The sequence below is a fragment of the Psychrobacillus sp. FSL K6-1415 genome, assembly GCF_038003185.1.
In the GTDB taxonomy this organism is placed as follows: domain Bacteria; phylum Bacillota; class Bacilli; order Bacillales_A; family Planococcaceae; genus Psychrobacillus; species Psychrobacillus psychrodurans.
The window spans coordinates 3,333,272-3,349,324 of the sequence record NZ_JBBOOQ010000001.1; the positions used below are offsets into that span (position 1 = coordinate 3,333,272).

The following is a 16,053-nucleotide window of genomic DNA, read 5'->3' on the forward strand; positions in this document are numbered from 1 at the left end:
GAATAAAATGAAAACAAAGACTATAGCAGTAACTGGTGTTATTGCCGCTCTTTATGTGGCGGTATCTCTACTAGTGGCTCCTTTTGCATTTGGTGCAGTACAGTTTCGTATTGCGGAGATGTTTAATCACTTAATCGTATTTAATAAAAAATACTTTTTTGGAATTGTATTAGGAGTATTCATCACAAACATGTTCTCTCCAATGGCTGCTTACGACTTAACATTTGGAGTAGCGCATTCTATCATTACGCTATCATTAACGATTTTAGCGACTAAGTATGTAAAAGGAAACATAGCACGCATGGTTATTAATACAGTTCTCTTTACATTTACCATGTGTATTATCGCATTTGAACTAATGCTCGCGCTAGATTTTCCATTCTTCTATACATGGTTGACCGTTGCAGCTGGTGAATTCACCGTATTAGCTGTCGGTATTCCGATTATTATTGCTTTAGATAAACGACTAAATTTTAAGACGCTAATCTAAATAATTTCACCCGATTCTAAAAAACTAGAACCGGGTGTTTTTTTATTTTTCTATTAATCTTTTCTCAACTAAAAAGTCATGAGCTACATCCTCCGGCTTATCACCATCAATATCCACTCTTGCGTTCATTTTAAGCATATCTTCTTCGGATATTTTACCTGCTAACTCGTTTAGCACATCTTCTAGCTCGGGAAACTTTTCTAGAGCATCCATACGCACGACTGGAGCTGCATCATACTTAGGGAAAAACCCTAAATCATCCTTTGTCGTTTGCAAATCAAATCGTTCAATACGTCCATCAGTCGTAAACGCTGGTATAACATCGACATCGCCATTTTTCAACGCTTCATACATTACATTTGGATCTAGGCTTTGTGTTTCTGAAAAAACAAATGGATACGTGTTTATTAGATCGTCAAAGCCATCTCCCTTTCTTTCATAAAATGCATGTGGTGCCCCAAATACCATCCCCCCGGTTTTAGAAGCTTCCACTAAATCAGAGTAAGTTTCTGCACTGTACTCATTATCTTTCGTATAAGCTAATGTATAGGTATTTTCAAATCCAAGTGGACTTAACCACGTAGCTTCAAACTGTTCCTCATAACCTTTTCTAACTTTTTCCAACACACTATCTGAGCTTTCTCCTACCTCAGATTCCTCCTTCAACACATCCTTTAAACCTGTGCCAGTATACTCCACGTATAGATCAATATCGCCTTTTTCCAAAGCAGGAGTCATAATTGCTACTTCTCCCAGACCCTCTTTATATTCCACATTAATATCTGTATTCTGTTCAATATATTGCCCTAAAATCTGTGGTAGTATAAATTGCTCCGTCCACGGTTTCCCACTAATTACTAATGTTTCCTCAGAATCCGAGCAAGCGCTTAAAAGTAAAACTCCTACAAGTCCCATTATCCCCATTAACTTTTTCATCCCATCATCCTCCAGTATTCATTCCTTTTGGTGTAGCCTTTTTCTCAATCCATTTCAATATCAGATCAAACAAAATTGCTAATAATGCAACGGGTAATGCTCCAGCTAAAACAAGCGAATTATTGTAAGATTGCAATCCACGGTAAATTACATCCCCTAACCCTCCTGCTCCAACAAATGTTGCTAGTGTAGCAATTCCTACAGTAAGAACTGTGGCAGTTCGAATACCTGCCATTATAAATGGCAAAGCAAGTGGAAATTCAATCTGCCACAGAAGCTGACTCTTCGTCATGCCCATTCCTCTTCCAGCCTCAATCATAGATTCATCAATATTTGAAATACCAGTATATGTATTACGTAAAATAGGTAAGAGGGCGTAAATGATTAAGGCAATCAAAGCTGTTTTAGCGCCAATCCCTATTAACGGAACTAGGAAACCGAATAGCGCTAAGCTTGGTATTGTCTGAAAGATTGCGGTGATTCCTATAACTGGCTCAGCTATTCTACGATACCTTGCAACTAATATACCTAAAGGTAATGCAATTGCAATCCCGACAGCTAAAGCAACAAAGGATAAGTAAATATGCTGCATAAACGCTTCTTGTATTAAATCTGAACGACTTTGAATTGTATCTATAAAGTTACTCACTCATACCACCTCTTCCTTAGCAAGCATTGCTCGAAGAAGTATAGATTGATTTACAAAGCCTAGCACCTCGTTGCTATGCTTTACTAGCAGTCCTCTTGCACCTTCATTTTCTAATAAAGCGATAGCTTCTTCCACTAACATAGAAGCATCGACCTCTAAATAGAATGATTCCCATTCGCTATCAAAAAAAGACGCAAAGTCCTGTAGTTCCCTTTTTCCAATAGACTTTTTCCGATTAATTCTTTCTATTCCAATAAAGTTTTTCACGAAGTCATTAATAGGATTTTCTATTATCTGTGTAGGTGTAGCAACTTGCTCGATCATGCCATCTTTCATGACGACAATCATATCTGCTATTTTTAATGCCTCATCAATATCATGCGTAACAAAGATGATTGTTTTGTTGATCTTTTCTTGCAAGTGCTTTATCTCATTTTGTAATTGTTCGCGACTTATCGGATCTAATGCACTAAATGGTTCATCCATTAATATTATATCGGGGTTTGCAGCTAGGGCTCTCACTACACCTATTCGTTGTTGCTGACCCCCACTTAATTCAAGTGGGTATTTACGCAAAAACTGGTCTGGTTCAAGTCCTACCATATTCATTAATTCATGAATACGTGTTGTCGTTTTTTCCTTTGGCCACCCTTTTAAATTTGGGACAAGCGCAGCATTTTTTTCTATGGTCATATGTGGAAACAAACCAATTCGTTGAATAACATATCCAATTGTTTTCCTCAGTTCAACAGGATCTACACTAGAGATAGCTTTTTCCTCCACATAAATTTCACCAGAGGTAGGAGTTTCTATTCGATTAATAAGTTTTAGAAGCGTAGTTTTACCGCATCCACTTGGTCCAATGATGACCACTAATTGCTTTTTCGGAATTGTTAAAGTGACACCCTGCAAAGCTTTTGTTCCATCTGGAAACACTTTCGTAATATTTTCAAAACGAATCAACTCACTTCCCTCCTTTCTTCTACTATATTTACTTCCAACCATGTTTACCCTAAAAACATGAAGATAAAGCCATAGAATAATCTATTTTGTGAAAAAATTTGGGGTTTGTGAAAATCGTCGGTTATGCTCTGCTCTTATTGTCCTTAAAAGTTAGTCGTTACTTGCTCTCACTAACTGTTTACTTGCGCTTGTGGGGCCTTTATTTGCTCTCTTTGCTATGTTACTTGCTCACGAACCGGATTTACTTGCTCCCATAGGTTATTTACTTGCTAAAAGGATATTTCTTCCAAAAAAGCTAGTTTAATTCATAGAAAAACCGCCTCCTTAAGGAAGCGGCTCACTCTGTTATTATTCTTTTATAAACTCAATTGTGCTGCGTACTGTATCAATTGGACGAACTAACCCTTCAATTTGTTCACGTTTTGGTTCTAGGAACGGAGGCAATGATAATTTTTCTCCAAGTGTTTCATATGGTTCGTCTCCCATAAATCCTGGTCCATCAGTTGCAAATTCAAATAGTATTCCGTTCGCTACTCTTGAATATAATGATTGGAAAAAGAAACGATCGACGAATCCGGAAGTTTGGAAGCCGAAGCTTTCCATACGATTTGTCCATTCATCTAGCACAGCTCTATCTTCTACTCGGAATGCTGCATGGTGAACTGTTCCAAACCCTTGACGTCCTGGTGGAAGAATGATATTTTTCTCCACTATCACTTGTGCACCATTACCACCCTCGCCTACTTCAAATAAGTGGAATGCTTCCTCTTGTCCTATTTCCTTGAACAATAAAACCTTTTCAAGCACTTCTTTCATATAGTCAAATTCAGCAATTCGAATGGTAATTGGACCTAGACCAGTAATAGCATACTCTAGTGGAATCGGACCTTTTTGCCACGGTGTTCCAGCTGCAACCCCTTTATTGTTTTCGTCTGATACTAGCTGATATTGTTGGTCATCAAAATCTACAAATGACAGTACCTTTGTTCCAAACTGCTCTTGGATACCGGTATGCTTCACATCTAATCGATCAAAACGTTTTACCCAGTAATCTAATGCTGCGTCAGTTGATACACGGAAACCAGTACGATATATTTCGTTAGTGCCATGCGTCCCCTTTTGAATATTCGGGAAGTCGAAGAATGTCATATCCGTACCAGCTCCACCGACATCATCTGCAAAAAACAAATGATAAGTTTGAATATCATCTTGGTTTACTGTCTTTTTAACAAGTCGCATTCCCAATACATTAGTGAAGAATTTGTAATTTTCTTCGGCACTACTTGTAATTGCAGTAACATGGTGCAGACCTTTTAAGTGATTCATATATATTCCTCCAATATTTTATCTCTAATTTAAGTATCTTTAATTCAAAGTAATTTTACCATGAACTAAAAAACATGTCAACAATGCTATCGTTCCACTTAATGATAAAATAAAACCCCCTATTAAATTATTTTTTCAACAATAAAAAACTGCCTCATTGCTGAGACAGTTTCGTGTTTTCATCAAACTTCTATATGTGTTCCAATAACAACAGATGCTGTAAAGAATATCTCAAACCATTCATAGGAGTACCAATTCTAATTAAACTTCTAAATAATAAAAAACAGAGAAGTAACTTAATTTACTTCTCTGCTTTACAGGTTATTAACCTACTAATTTTTGATATTCAGGATTCTTGTCAAACTCAGCTTTTGCAAAAGGACATAGGGGAGTTACATATAATTTTTCTTTTTTGGCATATTCAACGGCCGCTTTTACTAATTGTTGTCCTACATTTTTTCCTCTCAAATGTTCTGCCACATGGGTATGATCTAATATAATTCTAGTTTCCCCTGCACGAACAAAATGGACTTCTGCTTCACTATTTTTCTCATCACCAATATAAAAATGACTGACTACCTTGTTTAATTTCCAGCAAACTAATTCCCTCCTCACATTTTGTATTTTAATGCACCGCTTGGACATCTATTAATAACTTCAGCCACTTTTTTAGCATCTACATTTTCAAGTGAAATCCAAGGCCTAGCTTTTACATTGAAAACTTCTGGTAATCCTTTAACACATTCAGCAGCGTGTTTACAAATATCTCCATCGAAATAGACTGTAATTTCTTCCCCTTTATATTCCCGGTAGCTCATTTTATAACACCTCATTTTTTCTATATTTTATAGTAAACTACAAATCAAATCAATTTGAGATTGTAAGAAAATTCTATCAAGTTGTTAACTTAGCATAGATAACAAAAAATATAACTAGTTCTCCCATAATTAAAATAGTAGGTACTGTAAAGATTAGATTGATAATGAGAAAACCGAATAAAATACCTAAAAATAAACCTAAATGATAAACTTTTAGTCTTTGTTCCTTATGTCTATATTGATGAAAAACAAATGAAGTTGATAAGAAGTAGAGTAATACTGATCCAAAAACAAAATATAAAATAAAATAATAATTAACCTCATGTAAAAACAATAATCTTATCGACGCTGCGATCATGCTCAAGGACATTAAAATGAATAGATGACCATAAATAATCATTTGACCCGCTGTTTTTTTAGATTTATCGACTTTCTTCTCCAAATTATCGAAGTATTGCCACCACATTGATATGATCAAAATAAATGAAACAAGAGTAAATAATATAGAATTCCAATCTCCTTGTTTAGGTTGGATTACAGAAAGCGTACTAACTAGTGTTTCACCGAACAAAATGATAGTAAATAAACCAAATCTTTCTAATAAATGAGCTGTATTTGTAGGTACCATCACTAATCGCTTCCGTCCAATAATTGGGATTAATATATCCACAAAAATACCTGTATACAATATTAGATATCTAATCCAAGAGTCAAAAAAGACGGAGCACAATGAAATTATAATACCAACCCAAAAGTATTTTCCAAAAAAGAGTGCAGCTTTCTTTCGAGTCCCTACTTCTGACCGTTGTACGACAAGATATTGAATTGCAATTAATGACCTAAGTCCAATGTAGCCTATTAAAAAAGATTTATAATACGAATCGAAATCTACCGACAAACTCGCAATCATTACTAGCGCAAAGAACATTTGAAGAATTAAAAATATAATAAATCTTCCCCAAAACGATTGATAAACATCGTCTGTCCAACCCAAGCCCACCAGATGGGAATAAAAATCAGTACAAATTTTAATAAATAGTCTGAATGGATATACCCATTTTCAACATGAAGCAAAACATGAGTTGCAGTAGCAATGGCAGCCACAATTAGCAAATCATAAAATAACTCTAGCCAACTAACCTTTTTTTCTACCATCTTATGTACCAAATCCTATCTTAATAGATTATTAGATTTTATTTCACCTTTAAAAAGGATATTTATATTCTCGAAAAACCTCCTATTAGATGAATAAGCTTCTTATCTTTTATCACACAATATAGTTGAACTCCAGTATCACATTCCGGATGTATCCTCCTCTCCTCCTTCTGTATTTACCTATCATTATTTGATAAAGTTTAGTAGAATCGAATATTGTCGTATTCTTATAGGAGGTATAACTTTGGAAAATTTCTATGTATATATTTTTATTATACTCGTGGCATCCATTTTACAAACAAGTACTGGATTTGGATTTTCGATTTTAGCCACACCGTTTTTATTGATGATATTTAACCCTCATGAAGCTATCCAAATAAATATTATCCTTTCATTAATTATCTCTTGTGCTTTAATAATGAAAATTAAGAAGGATATTGATAAACATTTATTGAAAAAGTTGGTTTTAGGAAGCATTATTGGTATTCCATTTGGTGGGTTAATTTATATATCTATTGATATTAGTACTTTTAAAATAGTCATTAGTATCATTTTATTGATCTTAACTTTATTGCTAATTTTAAATATTAGTTTTAAATCAACTACATTAAGAGATTATATTATTGGTGGATTATCTGGTCTCTTAACAATAAGTATTGGTATGCCGGGACCACCATTATTGATATATTTTGCTGGAACAAAATCAGTAAAAGAAAGAACAAGAGCCACAACACTAGCATTCTATTTATTTATATATTTCATTAGTCTAATTTCTCAGATGTTTTTAGCTGGAACAGATATGATTATTTGGCGCTCAAGCTTATATGCTATTCCAGTTGTATTTATAGGACTGATAATAGGACAAGTTCTATTTAAACATCTCAATCAAAAAGCATTTAGGATTTTCACGTATATCCTCTTAGGGTGTACTGGAATTTTCTTATTATTAGATAGTATCTTATCTCGTTGACATAACGGAAAATGGAGCTCTAAATCAGTACAGTATTGCATGAACTGATTCTATCTTTCATTAATAAGTATTCACAAAGTATTAGCTGGTTTAGTATAAGTACTTGTTGGTCATCATGTAACTTTTATTCTCTTGTAGAGGTCAGATCATATTCAAATTGGCCATGAACATCTGCAAACCCTTTTGCCCTGAATAATAGTTTACCATTATTATCAGTACCAGTTATTTCTATAATAACAACTACCTTACTTGGTTTATTAGACGCTACATAAGCTAGGCTATCAACCTGTTTTTCAGATTTTTTTATTGGATATTGAAAATATAAACTCCGGTCATTTCCAGTCCCAATTATGTGGGGTCTATATATACTAGTTGTTTCTCCCGGTTCTAATTTGTCAATATCCCCCAAATCCTGAAGAATATCATAATTGCTATAAAATGAAAAAAAGAAGTTTAAATCCGTTATTTCTTGTTTACTTGAATTGTAAACCTCAATTGTCACACCATTATCGTACTGAAAAAACTCACCTTGCCCGACCCTTATTATTAAGTAGTAAAAGCCTAGCAAAATCAGAAAAAAAGTAGTAATACCGATAAGTGTGTATGTAAATATTTTTTTCACCAAGACACTTTTATTCTTACTTTTATTCCACTTATTAAGTGTTGATAAAAATCCTCCTAGAGTAAGGAAAACGAATCCAATTAATTTTAGTATGCTTAGGTTGAGTAAAAGTCCTAAATGTATAAAAAAAGCACCAAGTATAATAAAACCTGTTGTAAATATAAAACGGTGTGTTCTGAAATCATTGATTGCTATTCTTTTATCATTATAATCCATTTTTAGATACGTTCTAACAATCATGAAAGTAGGTAGTCCCCACAAAATTATAAATGAGATAAGAGAATAAGTATCCACTTTCAATATCCATACCTCCCTTCTATAGCTTTTATTCAACTAAACTTCCTATTATATAGTAGTTAGAACTTTTCCTGTTTTGCATTTGAATTAATCTTTACAGGTCGCCACTTGTTCAACTAGAGCAATAATCTTAATGGATACCATTATCCCTCTCATTCATATAACTTTCATACGCTGCTTGAACTTTGTCTTTTTTAGGTGAACTGTCAAGGATCTTGCGTATGTCGTTTAGTAAATACAGTCCTCTAAACAAACAGCCTACAATAATTCCGAAAGCAATGAATCCAGCTATATATGTACGTAAAGAAACTAGAACAACACCTAAAATGGTACTTAGAACAATTGATAAAACTAAATACATAATACTTCCTCCCTATGACTACATAAGTTTTCAATTTCATTATCTTGCTCAATCGTTGAACATAAAAAAAAACAACACTCTTCAACAAAGCTACTTCAATTAGATTAATAATGAAGAAAGGCGCTACTCTCCTTATTGAACTTGAAGTAGTCGAGTAGAAGGGAACCTCTCTACCTTACGGTATATTGTGTTCCACCCCCCTCACAGAACCGTGCTTGCGCTATTTACGCACACGGCTCCTCCAAATTATCCTTCACAAAATGGTGATTCTGCTATCCTCAATAGTTTAGTTTACATTTATTATTTTTTCTACCGCTGTGTGTAGTAAATGTGTCCCTAGTGAGAGTGATCATTTGGTAGCAGCCTTTCCTCCATCGGCATTACCCAACTTCATTGGTACTACGCTGCTATCCGACTCCCTACACGGCATTTGGTTTCCTCGCTTATTATCGCTTGTACACCATACTCTTCTATAAGAAGAAAAGACCGGTAGGGCCTCCCGAGTTGCCGTATCATATCGATGTGTGACGTGCCAAGGTCTCTGACTCCAGAGAGGTTTTATCCTTCTTGCCTTTAACGATGGATAAAATATAGCTTTCTGCTGTGCTTAAGGCATCAGCCCTCTCGATTTACTAACATTATGGAGCTCAATCCCTTCAACCAGTTGGCTTTCGGCCCGCCACCTAACTGTCTACGCTTAAAGGCGAATGTTACCATTAGCCCTCCAAGACTCGCTACGAGTGAATGGCTAGTTCTTTCTCGACGGGAATCCCACCCGCTATATGATACGACCTAGGCTCGGCCGCACAAGCACCCATTAGATATTGCATTATTTAACAAACTTGTCCACTTCTTCATCTTTTAAATAGATTGCAATTACTTCACATTTTTTTATAGCCCAAATGTAATGATTGGAAGTATTTGCTGCAAAATAGCTGTATAAATTACTTGTTTTCGTCCACTTATAGAATTTTTTAGTTATGATTTCTTCATGGGTATGTGACCTAATTAAATCCATTACTCTTTCATGGCTCAGCTTCAATTTTTTTATAGCTTGATTTAATGTTACATCTTGATAGTTTTCCCAAATTTGCATATTAAGTAGTTTGATATTACCCCATTTATAACCAGGTGCTGGCATAAAAGGAATATCTCCATCCATACCTTCTCTATACCATCTTTCAAGCATTGCATGCCATTCATACAGATGCATTAATACATCACGAAAATTCTTATCTCTTTCTTGAGTTTCAATAGGAATACCTCTTTTTCTACTAGGTACAGATTCAATTATTTCTAGCAATGCTTTAAAATTGTTGTCGCTATTCAGCAATAGAGTTTCTTTTGCATCTTCCATTATCAAGATAATTTCCTCCTTTTTTATACACACCAACTTCGTTTAAGTGAGAACTTTCACAATATATTATTTTTATTTTAACATAAATATCCAGAACCAATTGTTATATATGGAACCAACTCCCATATTCATAACCAATATCAACTAGTGGTTTACTATAAGTGGTTTGTATTCATCTATATAGGGGAAAAGCACTTAAAAAGAGAATTAGTAGGGGGAAGAAAAATGGCTAAAAAGAAAAGCAAGCCATGGAGTAAAAGAAAGAGAATCGTGATGGGTTCTTTAGGTGTATTTGCGCTTATTTATATTGCTGTAATACTGTGGCATACATATAAACCTTTACCAGAAGGACTTTCCTTTAAAGGAGAGGTACATAATACTGATTCAGTTGAAATGATAACTGATTTAACGTATGCACAGGACCGAAAAGGAACTGGCATCATACACGAAAACTATATATTTGAAGAAGTATATAACATGATCGAGGAGGCTGAGGATTTTGTTGTAGTAGATTTTTTCTTGGTTGATGGCTTTTACGATGAAAAGGAAGATTTTCCTAAGATCGCTGATACTTTGTCTTCAACATTAGCTCAAAAAAAGATAGATCATCCAGAAATGCCTGTAATATTTATCACTGACCCATTGAACAAAGGCTATGGATCCTATGAAAATAAATGGTTTCAGAAAATGAGGGAAGCTGGAGTAGAAATTGTTTATACCGAATTAGATCCTTTGCGAGATTCTACACCCGTCTATTCTGGTATTTATCGCACTTTTTTCCAATGGTTTGACTTCCGTGGCAAGGGCTGGATTTCGAATGCGATGGCAAGTGAAGCACCAAAGATGACGGTTGCCTCTTATTTAACATTACTTAATGTGAAGGCCAATCATCGGAAGGCTGTAGTAACGGAGAAAGAAGCTATGGTAACGTCTTCTAACCCTCATGATGCAAGTGGATTTCATGGAAATATTGCTTTGAAAGTTACCGGTCCTATTATAAATGATATTTTAAAATCAGAGGAAGCAGTTTCTTTGTTTTCAGGGGGACCTAAATTGCCTCGTGTTGATACGAAAGAAACTGGAGGACAGTATAAAGTTCAGTATTTAACTGAGAAAAAGATCCTTGATTCGTTACTTGAGGACTTAGCAGCAACAAAAAAAGGAGACAAAATTTGGCTTGGGATGTTTTTTGTTGCTAAACGAGATATCGTTAATGCACTAATTGATGCAGCAAATCGTGGTGTAGAAGTAAATATGATTCTCGACCCAAACGAAAATTCATTTGGCCAGCAAAAATCCGGGCTTCCAAATCGTCCAGTCGTACAGGAAATGGTCGAAGACACGAAAGGAAAGTTAAATGTTCGTTGGTATAATACCGTTATCGGTCAATATCATACAAAAGCAATTTGGATTCAATCGGATGAGCATACGATTATTTCGAATGGCTCCGCTAACTACACCGAAAGAACATTAGACGATTATAATCTAGAAAATAATTTGAAGGTAATTGCGCCAAATGATAGCAAGTTAGTAATAGAAATGGAAAGCTATTTTGAACGACTTTGGAATAATGAAGATGCTATGTACACAGTAGAGTTGAAAGAGTTCCAAGATAACTTTACTTGGTGGCAACGTTGGATTTATACATTGCAAAAGTTTACTAAAGTGACCACTTATTAATAAACAGAAATAACTCTTTAATACCAAACCATAATAAAAACGCTGAGAATTTTCAGCGTTTTTTATTATTCCACTATTTCAAGCACCTCCGTGTAAATGGCTGTTGCATAAATACTTAGTCTTTCACTAGCATTCCAGATATCGTCGTTACTCTGCAATTCACTACGCTTCACTTTAATTTTCATCAATAGATTCTCTCCCATATAGTAGTGACTTACCTTATTTCAAGTTTCCACAATATGATTTATATGTAAAGGCAGGTCTACTATTTTCTCTCTTAAAAACTGTGGATATAGATTAATATATTTAATTTCATCAAGTGTTTTCCAATAATACGTATGTATCTTCCCTTCCTCATCAACTACAAATTCATTGCCTTTGAGGTCTTCATTCTCTTTTAACTCTACCAAATAAAAGAAGCAAACTTCATGAAATTGTTCTTCAGAAGTCTCCTCTTTGAAAAAATTTTCATTTATCCAAAGCATTCGGTCTACGTTCACTTCAACGCCGAGCTCTTCTTGAATTTCACGCTTCACTGCATCTACACTTTTTTCGTTCATTTTAATACGTCCACCTGGAACATAAAAGTATGGCTGACCTTTATCTTGCATAATTAGCAACTTGTTATCCTTCACTATTAAACCCGCCACTCGGTAATTAAATCTACCTTCTGTAGTATTAAAAGATATATCCATTTCTTCCCCTCTATTCTGTGTTCAATTAATAATTTATTTTTCAGACTAATATATCTATACTACTCGTTTTAGTCTTCCTTGCCCAGATTTTTCACCATGAGTTGGGTTCGTTTAGACACATACAAAACAAAAACAAGTAATAGCTTTTCCTCTATTACTTGTCTTCACGTTATACGGATGGTTGCTTTTTTTTCTTGCGCATGGACTGTGGAATATACATGCAGTATGGTTCGCTTTCCATATAATCCCCTGTTAGATTGTATGCTCTGGATCTGGATCCTCCGCACACTTTATTGTACTCGCACACTCCACATTTCCCTTTATATTTATCGGGACTCCGAAGGTTTTGGAATACATCAGAATTACGGTAAATATCTGCTAATGGTGTTTGACGGACATTGCCAACTTTTATCGGGAGTAGTCCACTTGGGAAAACATCACCTGTATGCGAAATAAAGACAAAGCCATTTCCATCGTTTACTCCTTTTGGCGCTCGACCCAATCCATCAATTTTACCGGTATCCCCCATAGTCAATGCATCTTCATAGAAAATATGATCTTCATCGCTCAATCCTTTTTGTTCACGTAGTTTTTGTTGAATAACTACACGGCGATAATGCTGTGCAGCAGTTGTTTTAATATCAAATGGCACACGTTTAGAGAGGTTATAAAGCCATCTAAACACTTTTTCATGCTCTGCGGGTGAGATCATATCTGTTTCTTTCCCTCTACCAGTTGGAACTAGGAAGAACACACTCCAAAGGACACAATTAAGCTTCTCCACCATTTCTGCTAGTTCATCCAAGTATTCATAGTTATATTTTGAAATAACGGTATTAATCTGTAAAGGCATCTCTAATTCATTTAAATATTCGATAGCCTTCATCGTCAAATCAAACGATCCAGTTGTACCTCTAAAGTGATCGTGAACTTCAGCACAATGACCATCTATACTAAAAGCCCATCTAGCTAGTCCAATATCTTTTGCCTTTTGCATTGCTTCTTTTGTTACATTCGGAGTAGCTGATGGAGTCATAGATACACGGACTCCTTTTTTAATAGCGTACTCTGCAATATCAAATACATCCGGTCGTTCCAAAGGATCCCCACCTGTAAATACAAGCAATGGATTTTCCATCTCATAAATATCATCTATTAACTTTTTCCCTTCATCTAGCGTTAACTCCAATGGATGTCTATGATGCTGAGCCTCTGCACGACAATGTAAACAATGAAGCTGACATGCACGGGTTAACTCCCAGATAACGATAAATGGATTTTCATTATAATCTCTTGAAAACATATTTTTTTCCTCCTAATTTATTTCCTAAAATGACCGTAAGTTAACTTATACTTGGATTTTAACATTTTCACTTTTAATCCGAAGTGATATTATTCACATAATAAATAGGAAGATATGACAAACAATAAACAAAAAGATCCCGAAATAGCTCTCTCTAGGATCTTTAAGTGAAATATTATTTTTTGCCGATAGCGACTCTCCAATGATCAGGACCATTTTCAATATATTCCCATGTGTATGTGTCTTCACGTTCCATCATAAATTGATAGAGCAATGGTTTTGGATCATGGTCATTGGAAAGCTCCAAAAACTCTCCAGACTGTAAAGCATCAAATGCCTCGAATATTCTAGGATGACGAATTCTTGGTTCAATATCTGGTGCGTTTAGTTTTACTGCAAATTGAATATTACTCACTTTAGTTTCCCTCCAATATTTTTGATTCTGTTCATATCATAATGCTTACCATTCTAAACTGAAGTGAGGATAAACACATATCCCCTATGATTTTAATCACTTGTCATTGTTCTCCAAAGAGAAACTATTGATGGTACAATGAAAAGGACAATCGCAGGGAAAGGATGAGCTATATGAACGTAGAATCGATACAAGCACTTCTACAACGGTTTTCCTTATTTAAAGATTTGACCAATGCAGAAATAGAACCAATACTTGACTTGGCAAAGAATCGGTTATATCGCCAAGGAACACATATTTTTATGCAAGACGATCCACTAACTAATGTTTACTTTATTCATCAAGGGCAGATAAAAATATATCGTACTGATATGCAAGGAAAAGAACAAATCGTCAATGTTCTCGGCGAAGGTGAAATGTTCCCTCATATGGGTTTCTTTCGAAAAGGCACCTATCCCGCTCATGCCGAGGTATTAGAGGATGCAATTTTAATATATATACCTATTCATTTGTTTGAGGAATTTCTAAAAACTAATCCAGAAATTTGTGTAAAGATTTTCAGTATACTCGGAGATAAAATCGTAGACTTACAAAATCGTTTAGAAGAAAAAATGTTACACAATACATACGAGCAAATTATTCTATTATTATTACGCTTAGCAAAAAGTCATGGGAAGAAATTTGATGACGATCACTATATCTTCACAACGCAGTTCACAAACCGAGATTTAGCAAATATGATCGGCTCGAGCCGCGAAACAGTTAGCAGAACTCTTACTTCTTTAAAAAAGTCAAAACTAATAAGCTCTAATCCAGCAGGCAATATTATTTTGAACATGGACAAATTAAAAGATGAATTGTTTTAAGACAAAAAGGCAACCAAATTAATTGGATGCCTTTTTTATGATTATTAGAAATTGACATATTAAAAAAATAATACCTTTGAAATTAACAGCAATATAACGATTGACGAAATAGATCTGATCCAAATAACTTTTTTACTAACACCAGCTTTATTTTCCAGATAATTTATATAAGAAAACGTAAGAATAAACCCAAAGAAAGGTAGCAAATAACCTGAACTAACTTCAATAGTTTCATAATATTTGATGATAGTTACTGTTAAAAGAATCAGACCTAATGCACCTACAAACGTATGAAAATATAAAGTGAACTTATTGTCTTCTTCCAATTTCTCTCCTCCATCTAAAAGCACATACTATTTTTTTGTAACTTTAATAATCATAGTAGTCGGGAATCTCTTTGCTTTATATAAAGAATAATATCGATAAGATACTTCTTCTGGAGCCGTTTCATAATTTACTGATACATCACTTTCTATTACAGAGTCAATCGTGAATCCTACTTTTATCAATTCATTTATATATGTACTTAGCTTTCTTTTAGGAATTACCATCGGAGCATTTTCACCTTTGAAGTTCGGATATGTTGTTACTCCTTCCTCCTGGTATGAACCATTAAGACTAAGTTGCCTATTTTGACTGGAAATATGAGGATATAATGGATGATCCCAACTAAATACAAAGCTGCCTCCTTGCTTCAAATAGGAATAAATTAATCTAAAGGTAGTAGTCAAATCAGTTGTCCATCCAATAGCATAAATAGAGTACACACAGTCAAAATACAATTTCGGTAATCCAATATCAACTTCCATAGGGGAACAAAATAAATGAGTTTCTAAACCTTTTAGCGTTTCCTCGGCAGTCTTAATCTGCTTCTCAGAAAGGTCGACTCCCCATAGTTCGCTAACCCTCCTTCCCGCCATATACAATATTGAGTGTCCGCTTCCGCAACCAATATCTAGTACTCTCTTGTTTGCCACGTCTTCTAATAATCCTAATTCCTTTTCAGTTTGAGCAAAGGGACCATAATTAGGCAAAGCATCTACTCCATTAAAATGGTGAGCTACCACATCCCAACTTTTCTTGTTTTGTTTTATGATTTCAGTAGTCATTAATTCTACCCCATTTCTTAGTAAAATTTCGTTGCAGCAAA

The 16,053-nt window shown here is 34.8% G+C and carries 19 protein-coding genes and 1 pseudogene; 4 read left to right on the forward strand and 16 right to left on the reverse strand.

The genetic code is table 11. From position 1 onward, the window contains the following. The first annotated feature begins 7 nt into the window (after positions 1 to 7). Positions 8 to 490 carry a QueT transporter family protein gene (locus MKY60_RS16175; protein WP_090568286.1) on the forward strand — a complete coding sequence of 161 codons (483 nt, stop codon included), beginning with the start codon at positions 8 to 10 and terminating at the stop codon, positions 488 to 490. Positions 491 to 532: 42 nt separating this feature from the next. Here MKY60_RS16175 and MKY60_RS16180 read toward each other — a convergent pair whose 3' ends face one another. From MKY60_RS16180 to MKY60_RS16210, 7 genes and pseudogenes are all read right to left on the reverse strand, one after another. Then, positions 533 to 1,426, reverse strand: a complete 894-nt coding sequence (locus tag MKY60_RS16180) for a glycine betaine ABC transporter substrate-binding protein (RefSeq protein WP_090568284.1) — start codon at positions 1,424 to 1,426, stop codon at positions 533 to 535. Between the two features lie 4 nt (positions 1,427 to 1,430). Then, on the reverse strand, positions 1,431 to 2,075 hold the full coding sequence (locus MKY60_RS16185; RefSeq protein ID WP_269922319.1) for an ABC transporter permease: 645 nt from the start codon (positions 2,073 to 2,075) through the stop codon (positions 1,431 to 1,433). Beyond that, entirely contained in the window at positions 2,076 to 3,038 is a 963-nt protein-coding gene (locus MKY60_RS16190) for an ABC transporter ATP-binding protein (RefSeq protein ID WP_340930566.1), read from the reverse strand. It abuts the gene before it with no gap. A gap of 348 nt (positions 3,039 to 3,386) precedes the next feature. Then, complete coding sequence (locus MKY60_RS16195; protein ID WP_340930569.1) at positions 3,387 to 4,364, reverse strand: ring-cleaving dioxygenase; 978 nt, start codon at positions 4,362 to 4,364, stop codon at positions 3,387 to 3,389. Between the two features lie 324 nt (positions 4,365 to 4,688). After that, positions 4,689 to 4,979 carry a GNAT family N-acetyltransferase gene (locus MKY60_RS16200; RefSeq protein ID WP_340930571.1) on the reverse strand — a complete coding sequence of 97 codons (291 nt, stop codon included), beginning with the start codon at positions 4,977 to 4,979 and terminating at the stop codon, positions 4,689 to 4,691. Continuing rightward, positions 4,976 to 5,182: a (4Fe-4S)-binding protein gene (locus tag MKY60_RS16205; RefSeq protein WP_340930573.1), complete on the reverse strand. Its 207-nt coding sequence runs from the start codon at positions 5,180 to 5,182 to the stop codon at positions 4,976 to 4,978. The genes MKY60_RS16200 and MKY60_RS16205 overlap by 4 nt, the downstream gene beginning before the upstream one ends. Before the next feature lie 76 nt (positions 5,183 to 5,258). Next, positions 5,259 to 6,337 (reverse strand): annotated as a pseudogene (locus MKY60_RS16210) (low temperature requirement protein A). A gap of 244 nt (positions 6,338 to 6,581) precedes the next feature. Between MKY60_RS16210 and MKY60_RS16215 the strand changes: the two are divergent. After that, the gene (locus MKY60_RS16215; RefSeq protein WP_340930575.1) at positions 6,582 to 7,307 is read left to right on the forward strand and encodes a sulfite exporter TauE/SafE family protein; all 726 of its coding nucleotides are present in this window, start codon (positions 6,582 to 6,584) and stop codon (positions 7,305 to 7,307) included. A 124-nt stretch (positions 7,308 to 7,431) separates the two neighbouring features. Here MKY60_RS16215 and MKY60_RS16220 read toward each other — a convergent pair whose 3' ends face one another. The 3 genes from MKY60_RS16220 to MKY60_RS16230 form a co-directional block, all read right to left on the reverse strand. After that, positions 7,432 to 8,229 carry a hypothetical protein gene (locus tag MKY60_RS16220; protein WP_340930576.1) on the reverse strand — a complete coding sequence of 266 codons (798 nt, stop codon included), beginning with the start codon at positions 8,227 to 8,229 and terminating at the stop codon, positions 7,432 to 7,434. 127 nt (positions 8,230 to 8,356) lie between these two features. Beyond that, complete coding sequence (locus tag MKY60_RS16225) at positions 8,357 to 8,587, reverse strand: hypothetical protein (protein ID WP_340930578.1); 231 nt, start codon at positions 8,585 to 8,587, stop codon at positions 8,357 to 8,359. An 829-nt stretch (positions 8,588 to 9,416) separates the two neighbouring features. Further along, on the reverse strand, positions 9,417 to 9,944 hold the full coding sequence (locus MKY60_RS16230) for a ClbS/DfsB family four-helix bundle protein (RefSeq protein ID WP_340931110.1): 528 nt from the start codon (positions 9,942 to 9,944) through the stop codon (positions 9,417 to 9,419). Positions 9,945 to 10,169: 225 nt separating this feature from the next. On the opposite strand from MKY60_RS16230, the gene MKY60_RS16235 reads away from it, so the two are divergent. Continuing rightward, a complete protein-coding gene (locus tag MKY60_RS16235) occupies positions 10,170 to 11,624 on the forward strand; it encodes a phospholipase D family protein (RefSeq protein WP_340930580.1) in 1,455 nt (484 codons plus the stop codon). Positions 11,625 to 11,689: 65 nt separating this feature from the next. On the opposite strand, the gene MKY60_RS16240 is transcribed toward MKY60_RS16235, so the two are convergent. The 4 genes from MKY60_RS16240 to MKY60_RS16255 all read right to left on the reverse strand — a co-directional run bounded on the left by MKY60_RS16240 (position 11,690) and on the right by MKY60_RS16255 (position 14,037). Next, positions 11,690 to 11,812: a hypothetical protein gene (locus MKY60_RS16240; protein WP_340930582.1), complete on the reverse strand. Its 123-nt coding sequence runs from the start codon at positions 11,810 to 11,812 to the stop codon at positions 11,690 to 11,692. Positions 11,813 to 11,848: 36 nt separating this feature from the next. After that, entirely contained in the window at positions 11,849 to 12,319 is a 471-nt protein-coding gene (locus MKY60_RS16245; RefSeq protein WP_090568260.1) for an NUDIX hydrolase, read from the reverse strand. A gap of 169 nt (positions 12,320 to 12,488) precedes the next feature. Continuing rightward, complete coding sequence (locus MKY60_RS16250) at positions 12,489 to 13,622, reverse strand: TIGR04053 family radical SAM/SPASM domain-containing protein (protein WP_340930584.1); 1,134 nt, start codon at positions 13,620 to 13,622, stop codon at positions 12,489 to 12,491. Between the two features lie 175 nt (positions 13,623 to 13,797). Continuing rightward, positions 13,798 to 14,037: a DUF2249 domain-containing protein gene (locus tag MKY60_RS16255; RefSeq protein WP_427137485.1), complete on the reverse strand. Its 240-nt coding sequence runs from the start codon at positions 14,035 to 14,037 to the stop codon at positions 13,798 to 13,800. A 173-nt stretch (positions 14,038 to 14,210) separates the two neighbouring features. Between MKY60_RS16255 and MKY60_RS16260 the strand changes: the two genes are divergently transcribed. Beyond that, positions 14,211 to 14,903 (forward strand): Crp/Fnr family transcriptional regulator, encoded by a 693-nt coding sequence (locus MKY60_RS16260; protein WP_340930586.1) that lies wholly within the window; start codon positions 14,211 to 14,213, stop codon positions 14,901 to 14,903. A 59-nt stretch (positions 14,904 to 14,962) separates the two neighbouring features. On the opposite strand, the gene MKY60_RS16265 is transcribed toward MKY60_RS16260, so the two are convergent. Both MKY60_RS16265 and MKY60_RS16270 read right to left on the reverse strand, forming a co-directional pair. Then, entirely contained in the window at positions 14,963 to 15,229 is a 267-nt protein-coding gene (locus MKY60_RS16265) for a hypothetical protein (protein WP_090568252.1), read from the reverse strand. Between the two features lie 27 nt (positions 15,230 to 15,256). Continuing rightward, on the reverse strand, positions 15,257 to 16,012 hold the full coding sequence (locus tag MKY60_RS16270) for a class I SAM-dependent methyltransferase (RefSeq protein WP_340930589.1): 756 nt from the start codon (positions 16,010 to 16,012) through the stop codon (positions 15,257 to 15,259). Positions 16,013 to 16,053: the final 41 nt, after the last annotated feature.

Excerpts from the sequence above, each read along its gene's own strand:
- MKY60_RS16205 (WP_340930573.1), bottom strand. The coding sequence starts at position 5,182 with ATGAGCTACCGGGAATATAAAGGGGAAGAAATTACAGTCTATTTCGAT.
- MKY60_RS16175 (WP_090568286.1), top strand. The coding sequence starts at position 8 with ATGAAAACAAAGACTATAGCAGTAACTGGTGTTATTGCCGCTCTTTAT.
- MKY60_RS16260 (WP_340930586.1), top strand. The coding sequence starts at position 14,211 with ATGAACGTAGAATCGATACAAGCACTTCTACAACGGTTTTCCTTATTT.
- MKY60_RS16250 (WP_340930584.1), bottom strand. The coding sequence starts at position 13,622 with ATGTTTTCAAGAGATTATAATGAAAATCCATTTATCGTTATCTGGGAG.
- MKY60_RS16195 (WP_340930569.1), bottom strand. The coding sequence starts at position 4,364 with ATGAATCACTTAAAAGGTCTGCACCATGTTACTGCAATTACAAGTAGT.
- MKY60_RS16180 (WP_090568284.1), bottom strand. The coding sequence starts at position 1,426 with ATGAAAAAGTTAATGGGGATAATGGGACTTGTAGGAGTTTTACTTTTA.
- MKY60_RS16235 (WP_340930580.1), top strand. The coding sequence starts at position 10,170 with ATGGCTAAAAAGAAAAGCAAGCCATGGAGTAAAAGAAAGAGAATCGTG.
- MKY60_RS16225 (WP_340930578.1), bottom strand. The coding sequence starts at position 8,587 with ATGTATTTAGTTTTATCAATTGTTCTAAGTACCATTTTAGGTGTTGTT.
- MKY60_RS16270 (WP_340930589.1), bottom strand. The coding sequence starts at position 16,012 with ATGACTACTGAAATCATAAAACAAAACAAGAAAAGTTGGGATGTGGTA.
- MKY60_RS16245 (WP_090568260.1), bottom strand. The coding sequence starts at position 12,319 with ATGGATATATCTTTTAATACTACAGAAGGTAGATTTAATTACCGAGTG.
- MKY60_RS16230 (WP_340931110.1), bottom strand. The coding sequence starts at position 9,944 with ATGGAAGATGCAAAAGAAACTCTATTGCTGAATAGCGACAACAATTTT.